Here is a 19,993-nt window from a genome sequence, read left to right as displayed (position 1 = left end):
GTGGTTTTTTGTAATGTCTGTTCCGGCCCCTTCGCGGGCAAGCCCGCTCCCACAGGAATGCCACAGGTTTCAGCACCTGTGCAGTACCTGTGGGAGCGGGCTTGCCCGCGAAAGGGCCGGAACAGGCTAAACGCCAGTGTCAGATATCCCACACCACATTGATGGCGAAGTTGCGCCCAGGCATGGTCAGGCGGTCGAGGTTGGCCGGCTGGGTCACACCTGCTTCACCCTGGCCGTCGTAGCCGCGCACCGAATCCCACTGCCAGTACTTCTTGTCGGTCAGGTTGTACAGCCCGGCATTGACGGTGACGTCGTCGGTCACTTTGTAGAAGCCGCTCAGGTCAAGCACGCCGTAGCCCGGGGTGCGGAACTGCGAGCTCTGGCCGTCCGGCGCGAAGAACGTGGTGTCGTCGACGCGGGTCTTGCGCTTGACCAGGGTCCAGCTCAGCAGGCCGCCATAGTTAGGCTGCTCGTAACCCAAACCGAACACGCCGGTCAGCGGGTTGACGCTGTTCAAAGGCTGGCCGTTGTCATCGTTGCGGCCATGGGCGTAGGCAATCGAACCCTGGGTGTACAGGCCCTGCGGTGCACCGAAGTGGTCGAGGTTCAGGCGGCCCTTGATTTCGGCGCCCTTGATGGTGGCGTGCTTGATGTTGTTGGCCTGGAAGGTGGTTTCCAGGTTGGCCGACTGCACGGCGTCTTCGTCGATGAAGTCGCGGTACTTGTTGTAGAACACCGCCACGTCGAAGTTGCCAGCGTCGAAGTTGCCGCGCAGGCCGGTTTCGTAGCTCTTGCTCTTTTCCGGCTCCAACCCGGGGTTGCCCTGCACGCTGTAACCCAGGGTCGGGTTATCAAAGCGCCCGTACATCGACTTGGCGGTCGGGGTGCGGAAGCCTTCGGCGTACTGGCCGTACCAGGTGTAGTTGTCGTTGAAGGCGTAGGTCAGGCCGAACTTGGGCGAGACGCGGTGCCACTTCTTGTCCGAGTCGTCGAGGCTGCTCGGGGCGGTACCCGAGCCCTGGATGCCCCGCAGGAACTCCTCGGTGAACTTCGGCTCCATGCGCGTGTAGTCGTAGCGTGCGCCGGGCATGAAGGTCCAGTCGTTCCAGCGGATTTCATCCTGCACGAACAGGCTGTAGGTGTTCACGGTCGGGTCGGGGAAGTCGCTGACCAGAGCCTGGGCGTCGCTGGTGCTGACCTGGCCGATGGTGCGGCAGGTACCACCCACCGCCAGGCAGGTGCCGGTGCCGCTGCGCGAGCCGGTGACCTTCTCGTGCTTGAGCGTGGTGCCGTAGGTCAGCAGGTGATCGGTGGCGCCGATGCTGAAGGCCTTGTCCAGCTGGGCGTCGAATACCCACTGGCGGTCCTTGTAGGTGGTGTCGCGGGTGCGCAGCACGGTGCGGCTGAACGGGAAGTAGATTTCCTCGGTGCTCTGGTCGGTCTTGGCGACCTGATAGTTCAGGCTCCACTTGACGTGGTCGGCAACCAGCGAATCCAGGCCGAACTCATGGTTGATGCCGAAGCGCTCGCGGGTCACGGTGTCGTTGCCGGTGCGGCTGCGGTACATGCCCAGGCCGGTGCCGTTGGTGAACGGGCCACCGACGGCGCTGAGGATGTCCTGGTCGCGGTCATCCTTGTAGCGCTCGTAGGTGAGGCCCAGACGGGCATCGTCGGCGTAGTTCCAGCCCAGCTTGGCCAGCACGTTGGTGGTGCGCACGTCTTCCGGGTTGGCCTCGGTGCGCGCCAGGCCTGTGCCGCCATGGCTGCCGTAGGACTCGGTCTCGTGGCCATTGCGCTGGCTCAGGTGCAGCAGGCCGTCGAAATCGCCGGTGCGGCCAGCCACGGTAGCGGAGGTCAGCCAGCTGTCGTCGGCCGAGCTGTAGCCGGTCTTCAGGCGTGCACCGACGTCCTTGCCGGGCTTGATGATGTCGTCCGGGTCGAGGGTGAAGTAGCTCACCGCGCCGCCGATGGCGTTGCTGCCGTACAGCACCGATGCCGGGCCGCGGAGGATTTCCACGCGCTTGACGATCTCGGGGTCGACGTAGTTGCGCTGGGTCTGGGCGTAGGGGCCATAGAAGAAGCTGTCGGGGATCGACACGCCATCGACCTGGGTAAGGATGCGCTCGCCATCGATGCCGCGGATGTTGTAGCCGTTCAGGCCGCTGCGCTGGCCGGTGCCCCCCACCGACACGCCGGGTTCATACCGGACCAGTTCCTGGATGTTGTTGACGTTCTGCCGGTCCAGTTGCTCGCGGGTCTGCACGGTCACGGTGCTCGGCACCTGGCTCACGTCCTGGGCGCTGCGGGTGGCACTGACGGTCACCTGCTGCAGGGCAATGACGTTGCCCGCCGAGTGGCGTTCGAGCACTACGTTGCCGTTGCTGATCTTGCGGAAGTCGAGGCCCGTGCCCTGAAGCAGGCGCTTGAGCGCGGCTTCCGGCGGCAGCGAACCCTGCACACCCGGCGAGGCCACGCCGTCGGCCAGTTCGGCGCTGAAGCCGACCTGCCAGCCGGTGACCTTGCTGAAGGCGTTGATCGCTTCGACCAGAGGCTGCTGGGCAATGCTGAAACGGTAGTCGCCCATGCGCGGGCTGCTGGCCTGGGCCGGTTCGGCGGCCAGCGCCGGGAGGCTGCAGGCACCGCTGGCGAACAGGGCCAGCGTCAGCAGGGACAGCTGGCCGGTACGGCGGGGAAGGGTGGACGGGCGAGTTGGACCTGTGGACATCGAAAGCGCTCCCAGACGCGCGGACTGTTATAGGTGATGACCGTTCTTGTTTTGAAACAAGAATCAGTTGCATTGGCTATAACGAGACGGGCGGGGTTGCGCGATCGCGTAAAAAAACTTGTCGGTCAGTTGATGATGACCACGGCGGGGAATTCGTGCAGTTGCGCCGAGGTGATGTGGGCCAGGGCGCGCAGGGTTTCCAATGGCTGATCGAGGCGGTAGTTGCCGGTCACTGCCATGTCGTCGAGCTGGTCGTTGCGGTTGATGATCCAGCCAGGGTAATAGCGCCGCACTTCGGCCAGTACCTGGCTCAACGGGCAGTTCTCGAACACCAGGCGGCCGTCGACCCAGGCCAGGTCCTTGTGCATGTCGGGGCGCTGGCGCTGGCCGAAGCCCTGGGGGCCGACACTGATGCTGTCCCCGGCACTGAGGCGGATGCGCTGGTTGCTGGCGGCCTGCAGGTCGACGTCGCCGCGTTGCACGCGAACCTGTGCCTCGCCGTCGAGGTAGCGCACGGCAAAATCGGTGTCGCGCACCTGCGCGCGCACCGGCCCGGCCTGCACCTCCAGCGGCAACTGGGCGCCACCGGGCACCTGGAAATACGCCTCGCCTTGCAGCAGGCGCGCGACCTGGCGCCCGCCCTGCAGGTCGCTGGCGAAAGCGGAGTTGGTGTTGAGCAGGACCTTGGCGCCGTCATCCAGCTCCAGGCGCTGGCGTTCGCCGACCACGGTCAGGTGGTCCGCCTGCAAGCGCACCGGCAGGTTGCCGAACGTGAACAGACCGACCAGCAGCACGGCAGCCGTCGCCAGTGGCTTCCAGTGTGCACGCAGGCGCCCGCGCAGCGTGCGGCGCTGATGCTGGTGCAGGTGCATGGCGGCCTGGCGCAGCGGAGTACCGTTCCACAGGGCTTCGGCCTCGACATAGGCTTCGGCGTTCTCAGGCGCTGCGCTGAGCCATTGCTCGAAGGCCAGGGTGTCGGCCTCGCTGGCACACTGCAGGCGCACGAGCCAGTCCAGCGCCTCGTCAAGCGCGCGGGCGCGGGCGTCGGGCCCGTTGGCTGGCGGGCGAGTGACGGGGCTGTCGGTCACGGTGGGTCCTTGCAGGTATTTTTGCGAATGATCAAGGCTGGGGCGAAGCATGGCAAGGGCTGCGCCGCATTCTGCGTCCCGGCAGTCGGCTTACTTGAGGCGGTCGGCCACACCCATGCAGATTGCCATGATCAGTTTCAGTTCCTTCTGCACCGTACTGGCCGAGACCTGCAGCTGCTCGGCAATTTCCAGGTAGCTGGCACCGTGCAGGCGGCTGAGGATGAAGATGCGCTGCTGGCGTTCGGTCAGCTGGTTGAGACTGACACTCAGGTGCTTGAGCAGCTGTTCGGCGTGGGCGGCGTCCTCGCTGCTGCCGAGCGGGGACGCGACATTGTGCAGCACCTCGTCGGGCACATCGTCGACCAGCATGCGCGACTGCACCCGCCGTGTACGCAGGTGGTCCAGGGCGAGGTTGCGGGCGGTCTGGAACACGAACGGTTCGAGGTGTTCGATGGGCCGTTCACCCAAGGCGCGGGATACCCGCAGGTAGGTTTCCTGCAACAGGTCCTCGGCCGTGCTGGGGTTGCCCACCATGCGCTGCAGGGTGCGCAGCAGGGAAAGGCGCTGGACGAGGAAGACGGAGTTGAACCGGGACTGACTCACGGGGGGACCTGGCCGACGAAAGGTGAATGATAATGCTTATCATCTTGTAGCCAGGTCAAGCTTGGAATTGTTAGGAAAAGGTAAAGATTGTGAGTTCTTCAACCTTGCGCGGTCCCGTGTAGGAGCGGCCTTGTGTCGCGAAAGGGCAGCAGAGCAGCCCCAGGTACATCCGCGTCAGCGCTTAAATCCCGGGGCCGCTCTGCGGCCCTTTCGCGACACGAGGCCGCTCCTACAAATGACACGGTCAGTTCTGCTTCAGCGCGCGCTGGCCAACGCCAAGCAGTTGTCCAGCATGCGGTTGGAGAACCCCCACTCGTTGTCATACCAGGCCAGCACCTTGAGCATCCGCCCATTGGCGCGGGTGTGGTTGGCATCGAAGATCGACGACAGCGGGTTGTGGTTGAAGTCGCACGACACCAGCGGCAGGGCGTTGTAACCGAGCACCTTGGAGTGCCGGCTGGCTTCGAGGAACAGCTGGTTGACCTGCTCGGCAGTGGCCTCGCGCTTGAGGTTGACAGTCAGGTCGACCAGCGACACGTTGATCACCGGCACCCGCACGGCCATGCCGGTGAGCTTGCCGGCCAGCTCCGGCAGCACCAGGCCCACTGCCTCGGCGGCACCGGTCTTGCTCGGGATCATCGACTGGGTAGCCGAGCGGGCACGGTACGGGTCGCTGTGGTAGACGTCGGTCAGCACCTGGTCGTTGGTGTAGGCGTGAATGGTGGTCATCAGCCCCTGTTCGATGCCGAACTCGCGGTGCAGCACCTGGGCGATCGGCGCCAGGCAGTTGGTGGTGCACGAGGCGTTGGAGATGACCTGGTGCGAAGCCCGCAGGATATCGTGGTTGACCCCGTACACCACGGTGGCATCGACGCCCTTGCCCGGCGCCGAGACGATCACCTTGCCGGCGCCCGCGGCCAGGTGTGCGGCGGCCTTGGCGCGGTCGGTGAACAGCCCGGTGCACTCGAACACCACGTCGATCGCTTCGGCCTTCCAGGGCAGTTCGGCCGGGTTGCGGATGGCACTGACCGCGATCCGGTCACCATTGACCGTCAGGCTTTCATGGTCGGCCTCGACCTCGGCATCGAATGTGCCATGCACGCTGTCATATTTGAGCAGGTGGGCGTTCATCGCGCTGTCGCCCAGGTCGTTGATGGCGACGACCTGCAGGTCCTGGCGGTAGCCTTGGGTATACAGTGCGCGCAGGACATTGCGCCCGATGCGGCCGAATCCATTGATGGCGATACGTAGGGTCATGGCAGTACCTCTGGCGGTCCGAGTGAAACCTGTGGCAAAAAGGAGCTTCACTGAAACGGTTTTGTTGTTGGAATTACAAGATTATTCACCTGCTGATAGAAAACAAGCCTTTTTAGTGGCAGTATTTTGTTTAAACATACAACGAGTGGTTGGGCGCAGTGCCTCCCCCGATATCGCGAGCCCCTCTACCTTGAGCCTAGGCCGCAATCGTTTGGAGGGGAAATGCCCGGTAAACCGCCCTTACAATTAGCCTGGAGTCCAGTACATGCATCCGCGCATCCTTGAGGTCACCCAGCGGCTGATCGAACGTAGCCGTGCCACCCGCGAACGCTACCTGCAGCTGATTCGTGGCGCGGCCAGTGACGGGCCCATGCGTGCCAGCCTGCAATGCGCCAACTTCGCCCACGGCGTGGCCGGGTGCGGCGCCGAGGACAAGCAGACCCTGCGCTTGATGAACGCGGCCAACGTCGCCATCGTCTCGGCCTACAACGACATGCTCTCGGCGCACCAGCCGTATCTGCATTTCCCTGACCAGATCAAGCAGGCCCTGCGCGAGGTCGGCTCGGTCGGCCAGTTCGCCGGTGGCGTGCCGGCCATGTGCGACGGCGTGACGCAAGGCGAGCCGGGCATGGAGCTGGCTATCGCCAGCCGTGAAGTGATCGCCATGTCCACGGCGGTAGCGCTGTCGCACAACATGTTCGACGCAGCATTGATGCTCGGCATCTGCGACAAGATCGTCCCCGGCCTGATGATGGGGGCGCTGCGCTTCGGCCACCTGCCGACCCTCTTCGTTCCGGGCGGGCCGATGGTTTCCGGTATCTCCAACAAGCAGAAGGCCGACGTGCGCCAGCGCTATGCCGAAGGCAAGGCCAGCCGCGAGGAGCTGCTGGAATCGGAAATGAAGTCCTATCACAGCCCTGGCACCTGTACCTTCTACGGCACCGCCAACACCAACCAGCTGGTGATGGAAGTCATGGGCCTGCACCTGCCAGGCGCCTCGTTCGTCAACCCGTACACCCCGCTGCGCGATGCCCTTACCGCCGAGGCGGCGCAGCAGGTCACGCGCATGACCAAGGCCAGCGGCAACTTCATGCCACTGGGCGAGATCGTCGACGAGAAGGCGCTGGTCAACGCCATCGTGGCGTTGCACGCCACCGGCGGCTCGACCAACCACACGTTGCACATCCCGGCGATCGCCCAGGCGGCCGGCATCCAGCTGACCTGGCAGGACATGGCCGACCTGTCCGAAGTGGTGCCGACCCTGTCCCACGTCTACCCGAACGGCAAGGCCGACATCAACCACTTCCAGGCCGCTGGCGGCATGGCCTTCCTGATCCGTGAACTGCTCGATGCCGGCCTTTTGCATGAAGACGTCAACACCGTGGCTGGCCATGGCCTGCGCCGCTACACCCAGGAGCCGTTCCTCGACAACGGCAAGCTGGTGTGGCGCGAAGGGCCACTGCAGAGCCTGGACGAGAGCATCCTGCGCCCGGTGGCGCGGCCATTCTCGGCCGAAGGCGGCCTGCGGGTGATGGAGGGCAACCTGGGCCGTGGCGTGATGAAGGTTTCTGCAGTAGCGCCTGAACATCAGGTGGTCGAGGCGCCGGCACGGGTGTTCCATGACCAGCAGTCGCTGGCCGATGCCTTCAAGGCCGGTGAGCTGGAGTGCGATTTCGTCGCCGTGGTGCGCTTCCAGGGTCCGCGCTGCAACGGCATGCCCGAGCTGCACAAGCTGACGCCGTTCCTCGGCGTGCTGCAGGACCGCGGCTACAAGGTCGCGCTGGTGACCGACGGGCGCATGTCGGGCGCCTCGGGCAAGATCCCGGCGGCCATCCACGTCTGCCCCGAAGCGTTCGATGGTGGCCCGCTGGCACGCGTGCGCGATGGTGATATCGTGCGGGTCGATGGCGTCGCAGGCACGCTGCGGGTCATGGTGTCGGCAGAAGAGCTGGCCAGCCGTGAGCTGCCGCCCGCGCCCCAGGGCAACGACCTGGGCTGCGGCCGTGAGCTGTTCGGCTTCATGCGCATGGCGTTCAGCCCGGCAGAGCAGGGCGCCAGCGCCTTCACCTCGGCCCTGGAGAACCTCAAATGAAGGACCTGCTGGTTGGCGACATCGGTGGCACCAATGCCCGTTTTGCGTTGTGGCGTGACAACCAGCTGTGCCAGGTGAAGGTCTTCGCCACGGCGGACTACACCAGCCCGGAACAGGCCATCGAGGCTTACCTGCAGGGCCACGGTATCGCCCGTGGCGGCCTTGCAGCGGTGTGCCTGGCGGTGGCCGGGCCGGTGGATGGCGATGAGTTCCGCTTCACCAACAATCACTGGCGACTGAGCCACAGGGCGTTTTGCCAGACCTTGCAGGTCGAGCGGCTGCTGTTGATCAACGATTTTTCTGCCCAGGCCCTGGGCATGACCCGCCTGCAACCGGGGGAGTTCCGTGAGGTCTGCCCCGGCCAGGCGGACCCGACGCGGCCAGCGCTGGTGATCGGCCCGGGCACCGGCCTGGGCGTCGGCAGCCTGTTGCGCCTGGGCGAGCAGCACTGGCAGGCACTGCCGGGTGAAGGCGGGCACGTCGACCTGCCGGTGGGCAACGCCCGCGAGGCGGCGATCCATCAGCAGATGCACCGCCAGATCGGCCACGTCAGCGCCGAGACCGTGCTCAGCGGTGGGGGCCTGGTGCGCTTGTATCAGGCCATCTGCGCGCTGGACGGCGACACGCCCCGACACACATCCCCGGCGCAGGTCACTGATGCGGCGCTGGGCGGCGAGCCACGGGCACTGGCGGTGATCGAGCAGTTCTGCCGCTTCCTCGGGCGCGTGGCCGGTAACAATGTGCTGACCCTCGGTGCACGCGGCGGGGTGTACATTGTCGGCGGCGTGATCCCGCGGTTTGCCGAGCTGTTCCTGCGCAGCGGGTTTGCCGCCAGCTTTGCCGACAAGGGGTGCATGAGTGGTTATTTCGCAGGTTTGCCAGTATGGCTGGTGACGGCGGAATTCTCTGGACTGCTGGGGGCCGGAGTGGCATTACAGCAATCATTGGATCACTGACGGGGGCCGCTCTGCGGCCCCTGAATGCAATACCCGAGAGCAGGCGATCAAGACCTGTGACAAACAAGAGGGCGGGATACCTTGAGCACTGCCGGAAAATCGATCCTGATGGTCGACGACGATCAGGAAATTCGTGAACTGCTGCAAACCTACCTGAGCCGCGCCGGCTTCCAGGTCCACGCCGAAGCCGATGGTCAGGGTTTTCGCCGCGCCTTGGAAAACACCCCCTGCGACCTGGTGATCCTCGACGTCATGCTGCCCGACGAAGACGGCTTCAGCCTGTGCCGCTGGGTGCGCCAGCACCCGCGCCAGTCACGGGTACCGATCATCATGCTGACCGCCAGCTCCGACGAGGCCGACCGCGTCATCGGCCTGGAACTGGGGGCCGATGATTACCTGGGCAAGCCGTTCAGCCCGCGTGAGCTGCAGGCGCGCATCAAGGCCCTGTTGCGCCGCAGCGAGTTCGGCCAGGCTGTGCCCGCCAGTGCCGTGCTGGCCTTCGACGACTGGCGCCTGGATACCGTCAGCCACCGATTGTTCCACCGTGATGGCGAAGAGGTGATTCTGTCCGGCGCCGACTTCGCCCTGCTCAAGCTGTTTCTCGATCACCCGCAACAGATCCTCGACCGCGACACCATCGGCAACGCCACCCGTGGCCGCGAGCCGATGCCGCTGGACCGCATCGTCGACATGGCGGTCAGCCGCCTGCGCCAGCGCCTGCGCGACACCGACAAGCCGCCGCGGCTGATCCGCACCGTGCGTGGCAGTGGTTACCTGCTGGCTGCCCATGTCTGCTGCGCTTCCTGAGCGGCGCTGGCGCCTGCTGCCGCGCTCGCTGCTGGGGCGCATGCTGCTGCTGACCCTGCTCGTGGTGCTGCTGGCCCAGGGCCTGTCGAGCCTGATCTGGGTCGCCCAGTTGCGCGCCAGCCAACTGCAGGGCCTGCGTGCCAGTGCCGGGAGCCTGGCCCATTCCATGAGTGCCAGTGTCAGCTACTTCCGTTCGCTGCCGGTGGCTTATCGGCCGATGGTGCTCGACCAGTTGCGCAGCATGGGGGGCACGCGCTTCTTCGTGTCGCTCAACGACAAACCGCTGGACATGCCGGTGTTGCCCATCACGCCCCGCAAGCAGGCGGTGATCGACGTGTTCCAGCACGTGCTGCACGAACGCCTCGGCGAGCAGATGGAAATCTCTGTCGAATTCGTCGCCCCCGATGACCTGCGCATCTTCAACAGTGGCCTGAAACTCGATGAACTGCCGCGCTCCTGGGCGCACTACTCGCTGACCTTGGAGCCGCTCAACCCGCCCGTGCTGGTGACCCAGATCCGCCTCGACCAGGGCGAATGGCTGTACATCGCCTCGTTGCTGCCCGAGCCTTACACTAGCCTTGAAACCGAACGCCTGCCGCGTCAGCAGATTGGTTTCATCGTTCTCACCACCGCCTTGCTGCTGCTGTTCATCGGTTTGCTGGTGCACTGGCAGAGCTGGCCGCTCAAGCGCCTGGCACGCGCCGCGCGTGAGCTGTCATTGGGTGCGGATGTGGCGCCGGTGGCCGAGGGCGGCGGCAGTGAGGTGGTGGAAGTGGGGCGCGCGTTCAACAGCATGCGCGAGCGCATCAGCCGTTACCTGACCGAGCGTTCCCAGTTGTTCAGCGCCATTTCCCACGACCTGCGCACACCGATCACGCGTTTGCGCCTGCGCGTGGAACTGCTCGAGGACGAGCGCCTGCAGGCCAAGTTCAGTCAGGACCTCGACGAACTGGAGTTGCTGGTCAAAGGGGCACTGCAGTGCGTCAAGGACACCGACATCCACGAGAACATCGAGCCGGTCGACCTCAACCAGGTGCTGGAGATTCTCGCCGAGCCGTACCTGGGCGATGGCCGTATCACCGTCGAAGGGCGAGCGCTGTCGCCGTACCCGGGCAAACCGCTGGCGCTGCGCCGCTGTATTGGCAACCTGATCGACAATGCCATCAAGTATGGCGAGCGGGCGCACCTGCGGATCATCGACAGTGCCGAAGGCTTCGTCCTGCAGGTGGATGACCAGGGCCCCGGCGTGCCGCAGCAGCAGATGGAGCAGGTGTTCGAGCCGCATTTTCGCCTGGCCGGCAAGCAGCAGGGCTATGGGCTGGGCCTGGGTATCGCGCGCAACATCGCCCATAGCCATGGCGGCGAGGTGAGCCTGCTCAACCTGCGCGAAGGGGGCTTGCGGGTGACGCTTTACCTGCCCAGGGGCATGGATTGAGTTGTGTCACGGGCTGGTGACACATCAGCAGTCCTTCGTGACATCCCAGCCAGGACGGCTGGCTAGACTTCGCAGACGACTGGCAAGGAGCGAGCTGGCCCCATGACGCACAACGATCTCCCTTTCGGCAGCTGGCTGGATTCGCCAGTGCATGCTGCCTGGCTCATGGCTGAAGGGCAGCGCCTGCTGGCCTTCGCCAAGGCAGCGAAGTTGCCGGAAGGTTTTGGCAACCTTGATGCCACGGGTCGTCTGGCACCCGATGCCGCCGCCGAAACCATGAACACCGCGCGCATGACCCATTGCTTCGCCCTTGCCCACATCCAGGGCGTGCCGGGCTGCCTGGCCTTCGCCGAGCATGGTGTCACGGCCCTGGGCGGGGTGCTGCACGATGCCGCTTTCGATGGCTGGTTCGCGCACCCTGAAGGCCTCTACGATAGTGGCAAGGGCGCCTACCTGCATGCCTTTGTCGCGCTGGCTGCCAGTTCCGCCAAGGTGGCTGGCGTGCCGGGTGCTATGCAGTTGCTGGCGGACGCTGTGCGGGTGATCGAAGCGCATTTCTGGTGCGAGAAAGAGGGCGCCTTGCGTGAAACCTTCTCGCGTGCCTGGCAGTTGCCGGAGGCCTACCGCGGCGCCAACAGCAACATGCATGCAACGGAGGCTTTCCTGGCCCTGGCCGATGCCACCGGCAATACGTTGTGGCTGCAACGGGCGTTGCGCATTGTCGAGCGCATCATCCACACCCATGCTGCCGCCAATGGCTACCGGGTCATCGAGCATTTCGACGCGTTCTGGCAGCCATTGCTGCACTACAACCTGGAGCATCCGGCCGATCACTTCCGCCCTTACGGCACGACGCCCGGGCATGCGCTGGAATGGGCGCGCCTGCTGCTGCACCTGGAGGCCAGCCTGAGCCTGGCTGGGCAGCCCGTGCCCGATTGGCTGCTGGACTGCGCCGGTGGCCTGTTCGACGGCGCCTGCCGTCACGCCTGGAACGCCGATGGCGAGCCTGGCTTCGTCTACACCCTGGACTGGGACAACCGCCCGGTCGTCAGGCAGCGCTTGCACTGGGTGCATGCCGAGGCGTGCGCTGCGGCTGCCGCGCTGTTGCGCAGGACCGGTGAAGGCCGTTACGAGCAGTGGTATCACTGCTTCTGGGGGTTCATCGACAACCACTTCATCGACCGTGCTGGCGGCAGCTGGCACCACGAACTCGATGCGAACAATCGCCCCGCCGGCACCATCTGGCCGGGCAAGCCAGACCTGTATCACGCTTACCAAGCGGTACTGCTGCCGGGTTTGCCTTTGGCACCCAGCCTGGCGACGGCACTTTCGCGTTATGTAACCAAACGATGACATTCGCGCATCGCTTCGTTACCTGGCGAGGCGGGCACGCTGATTAGACTCCATGCCATGCAAGCGACCGACTTGCCCGGCATAACAACAAGAAAAGGTACTCCGATGAATTCGACTCTCCGCCTCGCCGCCGCGATCTCCCTTGCCTCGCTCCTGCCACTCAGTGCCACCGCCGCCGAATCCAAAGGCAGCGTCGAAGTGGTGCACTGGTGGACCTCCGGTGGTGAAAAAGCTGCTGTGGATGTGCTCAAGGCCAAGGTCGAGCAGGATGGCTTTACCTGGAAGGACGGCGCGGTTGCAGGTGGCGGTGGTGCCACTGCCATGACCGTGCTCAAGAGCCGCGCAGTGGCGGGCAATCCGCCAGGCGTCGCGCAGATCAAGGGGCCGGACATCCAGGACTGGGCCGCCACCGGCCTGCTCGACGAGGACGTGCTCAAGGAAGTCGCCAAGGAAGAAAAGTGGGACTCGCTGCTCGACAAGAAGGTCGCCGACACCGTTAAGTACGACGATAACTATGTCGCCGTACCGGTCAACATCCACCGCATCAACTGGCTGTGGATCAATCCGGAGGTCTTCAAGAAGGCCGGCATCGACAAGACGCCCACCACCCTCGACGAATTCTATGCCGCCGCCGACAAGCTCAAGGCCGCCGGTTTCATCCCGCTCGCCCACGGCGGCCAGCCCTGGCAGGACAGCACCGTGTTCGAAAGCGTGGTGCTGGCCGTGATGGGGGCTGAGGGCTACAAGAAGGCCATGGTCGACCTGGACGAGTCGGCGCTGACCGGCCCCGAGATGGTCAAGGCGCTCACCGAGCTGAAGAAGGTCGCCACCTACATGGACCCGGACGGCAAGGGCCAGGACTGGAACCTGGAGGCGGCCAAGGTCATCAACGGCAAGGCCGGCATGCAGATCATGGGTGACTGGGCTAAGAGCGAGTGGACCCTGGCCAAGAAAACCGCCGGCAAGGATTACCAGTGCGTACCGTTCCCCGGCACTGAAAAGGCGTTCCTCTACAACATCGACTCGCTGGTGGTGTTCAAGCAGAGCGACAAGGGCACTGCTGCCGGGCAGCAGGACATCGCCCGCAACGTCATGGGCGTGGATTTCCAGAAGACCTTCAGCATCAACAAGGGCTCGATCCCGGTGCGCAACGACATGCTCGCCGACATGGGCAAGCATGGTTTCGACGCTTGCGCCCAGACCTCCGCCAAGGACTTCCTCGCCGACGCCAAGAGCGGCGGCCTGCAGCCGAGCATGGCGCACAACATGGCCACCACGCTGGCCGTGCAGGGCGCCTTCTTCGATGTGGTGACCAACTACATCAATGACCCCAAGGCCGACCCGGCCGATGCGGCGAAGAAGCTGGCGGCGGCGATCAAGGCTGCCAAGTAAGACCATTCGCGGGCAAGCCCGCTCCCACAGGTTCGGCGTCCTGCCCGGCACCTGTGGTGAGCAGGCCCCCTGTGGGAGCGGGCGTGCCCGCGAAGCGGTGCAAAGCACCGCCTGTACCTCGAGATCCACAACATGACAACAGCAACCGCCCAACTGCGGGCCTCCCCCCTGGACGCGCTGCAGCGCTGGCTACCGAAGCTGGTGCTGGCGCCAAGCATGTTCATCGTCCTGGTGGGCTTCTACGGCTACATCCTGTGGACCTTCGTCCTGTCCTTCACCACCTCGACCTTCCTGCCGACCTACAAGTGGGCAGGCCTGGCGCAATACGCCCGGCTGTTCGACAACGACCGCTGGTGGGTGGCGAGCAAGAACCTGATGCTGTTCGGCGGCCTGTTCATCGCCATCAGCCTGGCCATCGGCGTGCTGCTGGCGGTGCTGCTGGACCAGCGCATCCGCCGCGAAGGCTTCATCCGCACCATTTACCTGTACCCCATGGCGCTGTCGATGATCGTCACCGGCACCGCCTGGAAATGGCTGCTCAACCCCGGCATGGGCCTGGACAAGCTGCTGCGCGACTGGGGGTGGGAGGGCTTTCGCCTGGACTGGCTGATCGACCCTGACCGGGTGGTGTACTGCCTGGTGATCGCCGCCGTGTGGCAGGCCTCGGGCTTCATCATGGCGATGTTCCTCGCCGGCCTGCGTGGTGTCGACCAGTCGATCATCCGCGCCGCGCAGATCGACGGTGCCAGCCTGCCGCGCATCTACTGGACCGTGGTGCTGCCCAGCCTGCGGCCGGTGTTCTTCAGCTCGCTGATGATCCTGGCGCACATTGCGATCAAGAGCTTCGACCTGGTGGCGGCGATGACGGCCGGTGGCCCGGGCTACTCCTCCGACCTGCCGGCGATGTTCATGTACTCCTTCACCTTCAGCCGCGGCCAGATGGGCATGGGCTCGGCCAGTGCCATCCTCATGCTCGGGGCGATCCTGGCGATCCTCGTGCCGTACCTGTACTCGGAACTGCGGAGCAAGCGCCATGCATAGTCCAGCTGACAGACCGGCACTGAGCCTCAGCCGCGTCGCCATCCATGCCGTGCTGCTGCTCGCGGTGCTGCTGTACCTGGTGCCGCTGGTGGTGATGCTGCTGACCAGCTTCAAGTCCCCGCAAGACATCAGCACCGGCAACCTGCTGAGCTGGCCCACCGTGGTTACCGGCATTGGCTGGGTCAAGGCCTGGGGCACGGTCAGCGGCTACTTCTGGAACTCCATCCTGATCACCGTGCCTGCGGTGCTGATCTCCACCGCCATCGGTGCGCTGAACGGTTATGTGCTGTCGATGTGGCGCTTTCGCGGTTCGCAGCTGTTCTTCGGCCTGTTGTTGTTCGGCTGCTTCCTGCCGTTCCAGACCGTACTGCTGCCGGCCTCGTTCACCCTCGGCAAGCTGGGCCTGGCCAGCACCACCAGCGGCCTGGTGCTGGTGCACGTGGTCTACGGCCTGGCCTTCACCACGCTGTTCTTCCGCAACTTCTACGTGAGCATTCCCGATGCCCTGGTCAAGGCCGCGCGTCTGGATGGCGCCGGCTTCTTCACCATCTTCCGCCGCATCATCCTGCCGATGTCGACACCGATCATCATGGTCTGCCTGATCTGGCAGTTCACCCAGATCTGGAACGACTTCCTGTTCGGCGTGGTGTTCTCCAGCGGCGATTCGCAACCGATCACCGTGGCCCTGAACAACCTGGTCAACACCAGCACCGGGGCCAAGGAATACAACGTCGACATGGCAGCGGCGATGATCGCCGGCCTGCCAACCCTGCTGGTCTACGTGGTGGCAGGCAAATATTTCGTCCGCGGGCTCACGGCCGGCGCGGTCAAGGGGTAAGTCATGGCAACGCTTGAACTTCGCAATGTGAACAAGACCTACGGCAGCGGCCTGCCGGACACCCTCAAGGACATCCAGCTGTCGATCAAGGATGGCGAGTTCCTGATCCTGGTCGGCCCCTCGGGCTGCGGCAAGTCGACCCTGATGAACTGCATCGCCGGCCTTGAGAACATCACCGGCGGCGCAATCCTCATCGACGACCAGGACGTCAGCGGCATGAGCCCCAAGGATCGCGACATCGCCATGGTGTTCCAGTCCTATGCGCTGTACCCGACCATGAGCGTGCGCGAGAACATCGAGTTCGGCCTGAAGATCCGCAAGATGCCGCAGGCGGCCATCGATGAAGAGGTGGCGCGGGTGGCCAAGCTGCTGCAGATCGAGCACCTGCTCGCACGCAAGCCGGCGCAGCTGTCCGGTGGCCAGCAACAGCGTGTGGCCATGGGCCGGGCACTGGCGCGGCGGCCGAAGATCTACCTGTTCGACGAGCCGCTGTCCAACCTCGACGCCAAGCTGCGGGTCGAGATGCGCACCGAAATGAAACTGATGCACCAGCGCCTGAAGACCACCACGGTGTATGTCACCCACGACCAGATCGAGGCCATGACCCTGGGCGACAAGGTGGCGGTGATGAAGGACGGCATCATCCAGCAGTTCGGCACGCCGCAGCAGATCTACAACGACCCGGCCAACCAGTTCGTCGCCAGCTTCATCGGTTCGCCGCCGATGAATTTCATTCCGGTGCGCCTGGCCAAGCAGGACGGGCGCCTGCTGGCGCTGCTCGACAGTGGCCAGGCGCGCTGCGAACTGCCGTTGGGGCCGGCCAGCGATGAGCTCGACGGCCGCCAGATCATCCTCGGCATCCGCCCCGAGCAGATCGCCCTGGGCGCAGGTGAGGGCAATGGCCTGCCGGGTATTCGCGCCGACGTGCAGGTGACCGAGCCCACCGGGCCGGACCTGCTGGTGTTCATCACCCTCAACCAGACCAAGGTCTGCTGTCGCCTGGCGCCGGACATCGCCTGCCGGGTGGGCGACAGCCTGAACCTGCAGTTCGACCCGGCGCGGGTGCTGCTGTTCGACGCCGACAGCGGCGAACGGTTGCACCTGGCCAGCAGCAATACCGCGGTAAAGGACAACGTGGCTCACTTCAAGGGCCGCTGATTCGTCTACACCATCAATAAGAAAAAAGAGGACGCAAAGGGATGGAACAGCGCAATCGCATCAGGACCTTGGGTTCACTGGCCCTGCTCGCCGTGGTTGGCAGCAGCGGTGTGCAGGCTGCCGAGGCATTTTCCAGCGAGTCGAAATGGATGACCGGCGACTGGGGCGGCACCCGCACCGAGCTGCTGGACAAAGGCTACGACTTCACCCTCGACTACGTCGGCGAGGTGGCCGGCAACCTGCATGGCGGCTACAACGACGACAAGACCGCACGCTACAGTGACCAGTTCGCCCTCGGCGCGCACCTGGACTTGCAGAAGATCCTCGGTTGGCACGATGCCGAATTCAAGCTGGCGATTACCGAGCGCAGTGGCCGCAACCTGTCCAACGACCGCATCAGCGACCCGCGCGCCGGGCAGTTCAGTTCGGTGCAGGAAGTGTGGGGCCGTGGCCAGACCTGGCGCCTGACGCAGATGTGGGTCAAGCAGAAGTACTTCGACGGCGCGCTGGACGTGAAAGTCGGCCGCTTCGGTGAAGGCGAGGATTTCAACAGCTTCCCCTGCGACTTCCAGAACCTGGCCTTCTGCGGCTCGCAGGTGGGCAACTGGGTCGGTGGCATCTGGTACAACTGGCCGGTCAGCCAGTGGGCACTGCGGGTCAAGTACAACATCACCCCGGAATTCTTCGTCCAGGTCGGTGCCTTCGAGCAGAACCCGTCGAACCTGGAGACCGGCAACGGCTTCAAGCTCAGCGGCAGCGGCACCAAGGGCGCGATCCTGCCGGTGGAGATGGTCTGGTCGCCCAAGGTCAATGACCTGCCGGGTGAATACCGCCTGGGTTACTACTACAGCACGGCCAAGGCCGACGACGTGTTCGAGGATGTCAACGGCAACCCGCAGGCGGTCACCGGCGAGGCCTTCAAGTCACACTCGAGCAAGCACGGCTGGTGGGTGGTGGCGCAGCAACAGGTTACCGCCCATGGCGGCGACATCAATCGCGGCTTGAGCCTGTTCGCCAACTTCACCGTGCACGACAAGGCCACCAACGTGGTCGACAACTACCAGCAGGTCGGCCTGGTCTACAAAGGCGCCTTCGATGCCCGGCCCAAGGACGATATCGGCTTTGGCGTTGCCCGCATCCATGTGAATGACGACGTGAAGAAACGCGCCGAACTGCTCAATGCCCAAAGCGGTATCGACGACTACGACAACCCGGCCTTCGTACCGCTGCAGCGCACCGAGTACAACGCCGAGCTCTACTACGGCTTCCACGTCACCAACTGGCTGACCGTGCGGCCCAACCTGCAGTACATCAAGAGCCCGGGTGGTGTCGACGAAGTGGACAACGCGCTGGTCGCAGGTTTGAAGATTCAGTCGTCTTTCTAAGCGAACTTGTTGTAAATTTACGCCAATCCAAATTCGGCTCCCGGCACCCACTGGCTTGCAGTGGTTGTCGGGGATGGGCCGAGACAGCGCTATCTCAAACAACAAGAGCTTGGAACCATGCCCGAACATCCGCTACATCGCTTCTTTTCCTCGCAGCGGCCCCGGCCGACATTCGAGTGGGAGCGTTACCAGCAGCGCGATGTGCTGATCATCGACCATCCCCGTTGCCAGGCGGTGTTCAGCCGCCAGGGTGCGCAACTGCTGCACTTCCAGCCGGCCGGGGAGCGGCCCTGGCTGTGGTGCGCCGAGCAATGGCCGCAAGTGGGCGCCATTCGGGGTGGTGTGCCGGTGTGCTGGCCCTGGTATGGCCGCCATCCCAGTGAAGACCTGTGGCCTGCCCATGGCTGGGCGCGCTTGCTGGACTGGAAGCTGGTGGACAGCCGCGAAGACGAGGAGGGCGTAAGCCTGAAATGGCGGCTGGACCTGTGCGACTGGCAGGTAGACCTGCACGCCAGGCTTGGCAGCCGCATGGAATTGAGCCTGAGCACCGAGCACCAGGACAGCGAACCTTGCCAGCTGAGCCATGCGCTGCTGGCTTACTGGCGTATCAGTGACGTGTCCGAGATAGCGCTGTCCGGGCTCGAGGATATCGAAGGCTATGACCGCCTGAGCCGCCAGGCCTGCCGTGAAGACGGCGCGCTCAAGCTCAAGGGTGGCTGCCAGAAGGTCTACCCGGGCACGCCTCGGGTGCAGTTGCAGGACCCGGCCTGGGAACGGGAACTGTGCATCGACACCGGCGACAGCGACGACACGGTGGTCTGGCACCCAGGCAATCGGCCGCTGATGGGTGTCAGCGGCCGTGAGTGCCAGGGCTTCGTCTGTGTCGAGGCGGCCAGTGGCAGTGGCGAAGGCCTGAGCCTGGCGCCGGGGCAGCGTGCGCACCTGCGGCTGCAGGCGCACCGGCTCAGTTGAGTTCGTCGTCCTCGATCGGGTAGCGGCTGGCGTTGAGGCTTTCCTTGATCTTGCGCAGGTGCGGCTGGAAGTCCACGCCACGGCGCAGGGTCATGCCGGTGGCCAGCACGTCGAGTACGGTCAGCTGGATGATCCGCGAAGTCATCGGCATGTAGATGTCGGTGTCTTCCGGCAGCGGGATGTGCAGGCTCAGGCTGCAGGCTTGAGCCAGCGGCGAACCGGCAGCGGTCAGGCCGAGCACCGAGGCACCGTTTTCCCGGGCCAGGCGTGCCACCTCGACCAGTTCGCGGGTGCGCCCGGTGTAGGAAATGATCACGAACAGGTCGCCGGTGTGGGCCACCGAGGCCAGCATGCGCTGCATCAGCACGTCGGCATGGGCCGATACCGCGAGGTTGAAGCGGAAGAACTTGTGCTGGGCATCAAGGGCCACCGGGGCCGAGGCGCCGAGGCCGAAGAAGTGGATCTGCCGGGCCTGGATCATCATGTCCACGGCGCGGCTGACCTGTTGCGGGTCGAGCTGCTGGCAGGCGCTGTCGAGCGAGGCGATGGCGCTGCCGAAGATTTTCTGGGTGTAGGCTGCCGGGTCGTCGTCGGCTTCCACCGCACGGCTGACGTAAGCGGCGCCACTGGCCAGGCTCTGCGCCAGTTGCAGCTTGAGCTCCGGGTAGCCGCTGACGCCGAACGAACGGCAGAAGCGGTTGACGGTCGGTTCGCTGACCTTGGCCGCCTGGGCCAACGCCGCAATGCTGAAGCGGGTGGCTTGTTGCGGGTTGAGCAGGATGACTTCGGCGACTTTGCGTTCGGCCTTGTTCAGCTCGTCGAGGCGTCCCTGGATCTGTTCCAGGAGGTTTCGCACGCGGTCCATGGTATGTCCTTGGGTCGGGAAGACAG

The 19,993-nt window shown here is 64.6% G+C and carries 16 protein-coding genes; 11 read left to right on the top strand and 5 right to left on the bottom strand.

Annotated features, from left to right (window positions below):
* Positions 1–139 precede the first annotated feature (139 nt).
* The 4 genes from CAF78_RS18645 to gap all read right to left on the bottom strand — a co-directional run bounded on the left by CAF78_RS18645 (position 140) and on the right by gap (position 5,673).
* On the bottom strand, positions 140–2,725 hold the full coding sequence (locus tag CAF78_RS18645) for a TonB-dependent receptor (protein ID WP_085673515.1): 2,586 nt from the start codon (positions 2,723–2,725) through the stop codon (positions 140–142).
* A gap of 125 nt (positions 2,726–2,850) precedes the next feature.
* The gene (locus CAF78_RS18640; RefSeq protein ID WP_085673513.1) at positions 2,851–3,813 is read right to left on the bottom strand and encodes a FecR domain-containing protein; all 963 of its coding nucleotides are present in this window, start codon (positions 3,811–3,813) and stop codon (positions 2,851–2,853) included.
* Positions 3,814–3,903: 90 nt separating this feature from the next.
* Positions 3,904–4,416 carry an RNA polymerase sigma factor gene (locus CAF78_RS18635; RefSeq protein ID WP_085673511.1) on the bottom strand — a complete coding sequence of 171 codons (513 nt, stop codon included), beginning with the start codon at positions 4,414–4,416 and terminating at the stop codon, positions 3,904–3,906.
* A 255-nt stretch (positions 4,417–4,671) separates the two neighbouring features.
* Complete coding sequence (gene gap / locus CAF78_RS18630) at positions 4,672–5,673, bottom strand: type I glyceraldehyde-3-phosphate dehydrogenase (protein ID WP_085673509.1); 1,002 nt, start codon at positions 5,671–5,673, stop codon at positions 4,672–4,674.
* A gap of 265 nt (positions 5,674–5,938) precedes the next feature.
* Between gap and edd the strand changes: the two genes are divergently transcribed.
* From edd to CAF78_RS18575, 11 genes are all read left to right on the top strand, one after another.
* Positions 5,939–7,765 (top strand): phosphogluconate dehydratase, encoded by a 1,827-nt coding sequence (edd, locus tag CAF78_RS18625; RefSeq protein ID WP_085673507.1) that lies wholly within the window; start codon positions 5,939–5,941, stop codon positions 7,763–7,765.
* On the top strand, positions 7,762–8,721 hold the full coding sequence (locus CAF78_RS18620; protein ID WP_085673505.1) for a glucokinase: 960 nt from the start codon (positions 7,762–7,764) through the stop codon (positions 8,719–8,721). The genes edd and CAF78_RS18620 overlap by 4 nt, the downstream gene beginning before the upstream one ends.
* 81 nt (positions 8,722–8,802) lie before the next feature.
* Positions 8,803–9,528, top strand: a complete 726-nt coding sequence (gene gltR, locus CAF78_RS18615) for a two-component system response regulator GltR (protein ID WP_085673502.1) — start codon at positions 8,803–8,805, stop codon at positions 9,526–9,528.
* Positions 9,509–10,963, top strand: coding sequence for an ATP-binding protein (locus CAF78_RS18610; RefSeq protein WP_085673500.1), 1,455 nt, complete (start codon positions 9,509–9,511; stop codon positions 10,961–10,963). Before gltR ends, CAF78_RS18610 begins: the two co-directional genes overlap by 20 nt.
* Before the next feature lie 102 nt (positions 10,964–11,065).
* On the top strand, positions 11,066–12,316 hold the full coding sequence (locus tag CAF78_RS18605; RefSeq protein ID WP_085673498.1) for an AGE family epimerase/isomerase: 1,251 nt from the start codon (positions 11,066–11,068) through the stop codon (positions 12,314–12,316).
* Positions 12,317–12,421: 105 nt separating this feature from the next.
* Positions 12,422–13,708: an ABC transporter substrate-binding protein gene (locus tag CAF78_RS18600; protein WP_085673496.1), complete on the top strand. Its 1,287-nt coding sequence runs from the start codon at positions 12,422–12,424 to the stop codon at positions 13,706–13,708.
* Positions 13,709–13,840: 132 nt separating this feature from the next.
* Positions 13,841–14,749: a carbohydrate ABC transporter permease gene (locus CAF78_RS18595; RefSeq protein ID WP_085673494.1), complete on the top strand. Its 909-nt coding sequence runs from the start codon at positions 13,841–13,843 to the stop codon at positions 14,747–14,749.
* Positions 14,742–15,587 (top strand): carbohydrate ABC transporter permease, encoded by an 846-nt coding sequence (locus CAF78_RS18590; RefSeq protein WP_085673492.1) that lies wholly within the window; start codon positions 14,742–14,744, stop codon positions 15,585–15,587. The genes CAF78_RS18595 and CAF78_RS18590 overlap by 8 nt, the downstream gene beginning before the upstream one ends.
* Before the next feature lie 3 nt (positions 15,588–15,590).
* A complete protein-coding gene (locus CAF78_RS18585) occupies positions 15,591–16,745 on the top strand; it encodes an ABC transporter ATP-binding protein (RefSeq protein ID WP_085673490.1) in 1,155 nt (384 codons plus the stop codon).
* Positions 16,746–16,786: 41 nt separating this feature from the next.
* Complete coding sequence (locus CAF78_RS18580; RefSeq protein ID WP_085673488.1) at positions 16,787–18,130, top strand: carbohydrate porin; 1,344 nt, start codon at positions 16,787–16,789, stop codon at positions 18,128–18,130.
* Positions 18,131–18,247: 117 nt separating this feature from the next.
* A complete protein-coding gene (locus CAF78_RS18575) occupies positions 18,248–19,102 on the top strand; it encodes a D-hexose-6-phosphate mutarotase (protein ID WP_085673486.1) in 855 nt (284 codons plus the stop codon).
* Here CAF78_RS18575 and hexR read toward each other — a convergent pair.
* Positions 19,095–19,958: a DNA-binding transcriptional regulator HexR gene (gene hexR, locus CAF78_RS18570; protein ID WP_177326722.1), complete on the bottom strand. Its 864-nt coding sequence runs from the start codon at positions 19,956–19,958 to the stop codon at positions 19,095–19,097. The genes CAF78_RS18575 and hexR overlap by 8 nt on opposite strands.
* Positions 19,959–19,993 lie beyond the last annotated feature (35 nt).

Source organism: Pseudomonas sp. R28(2017) (assembly GCF_002112505.1).
In the GTDB taxonomy this organism is placed as follows: domain Bacteria; phylum Pseudomonadota; class Gammaproteobacteria; order Pseudomonadales; family Pseudomonadaceae; genus Aquipseudomonas.
The sequence above is the reverse complement of the archived record's forward strand: the minus strand, read 5'-3'. Positions and strand labels throughout refer to the sequence as shown.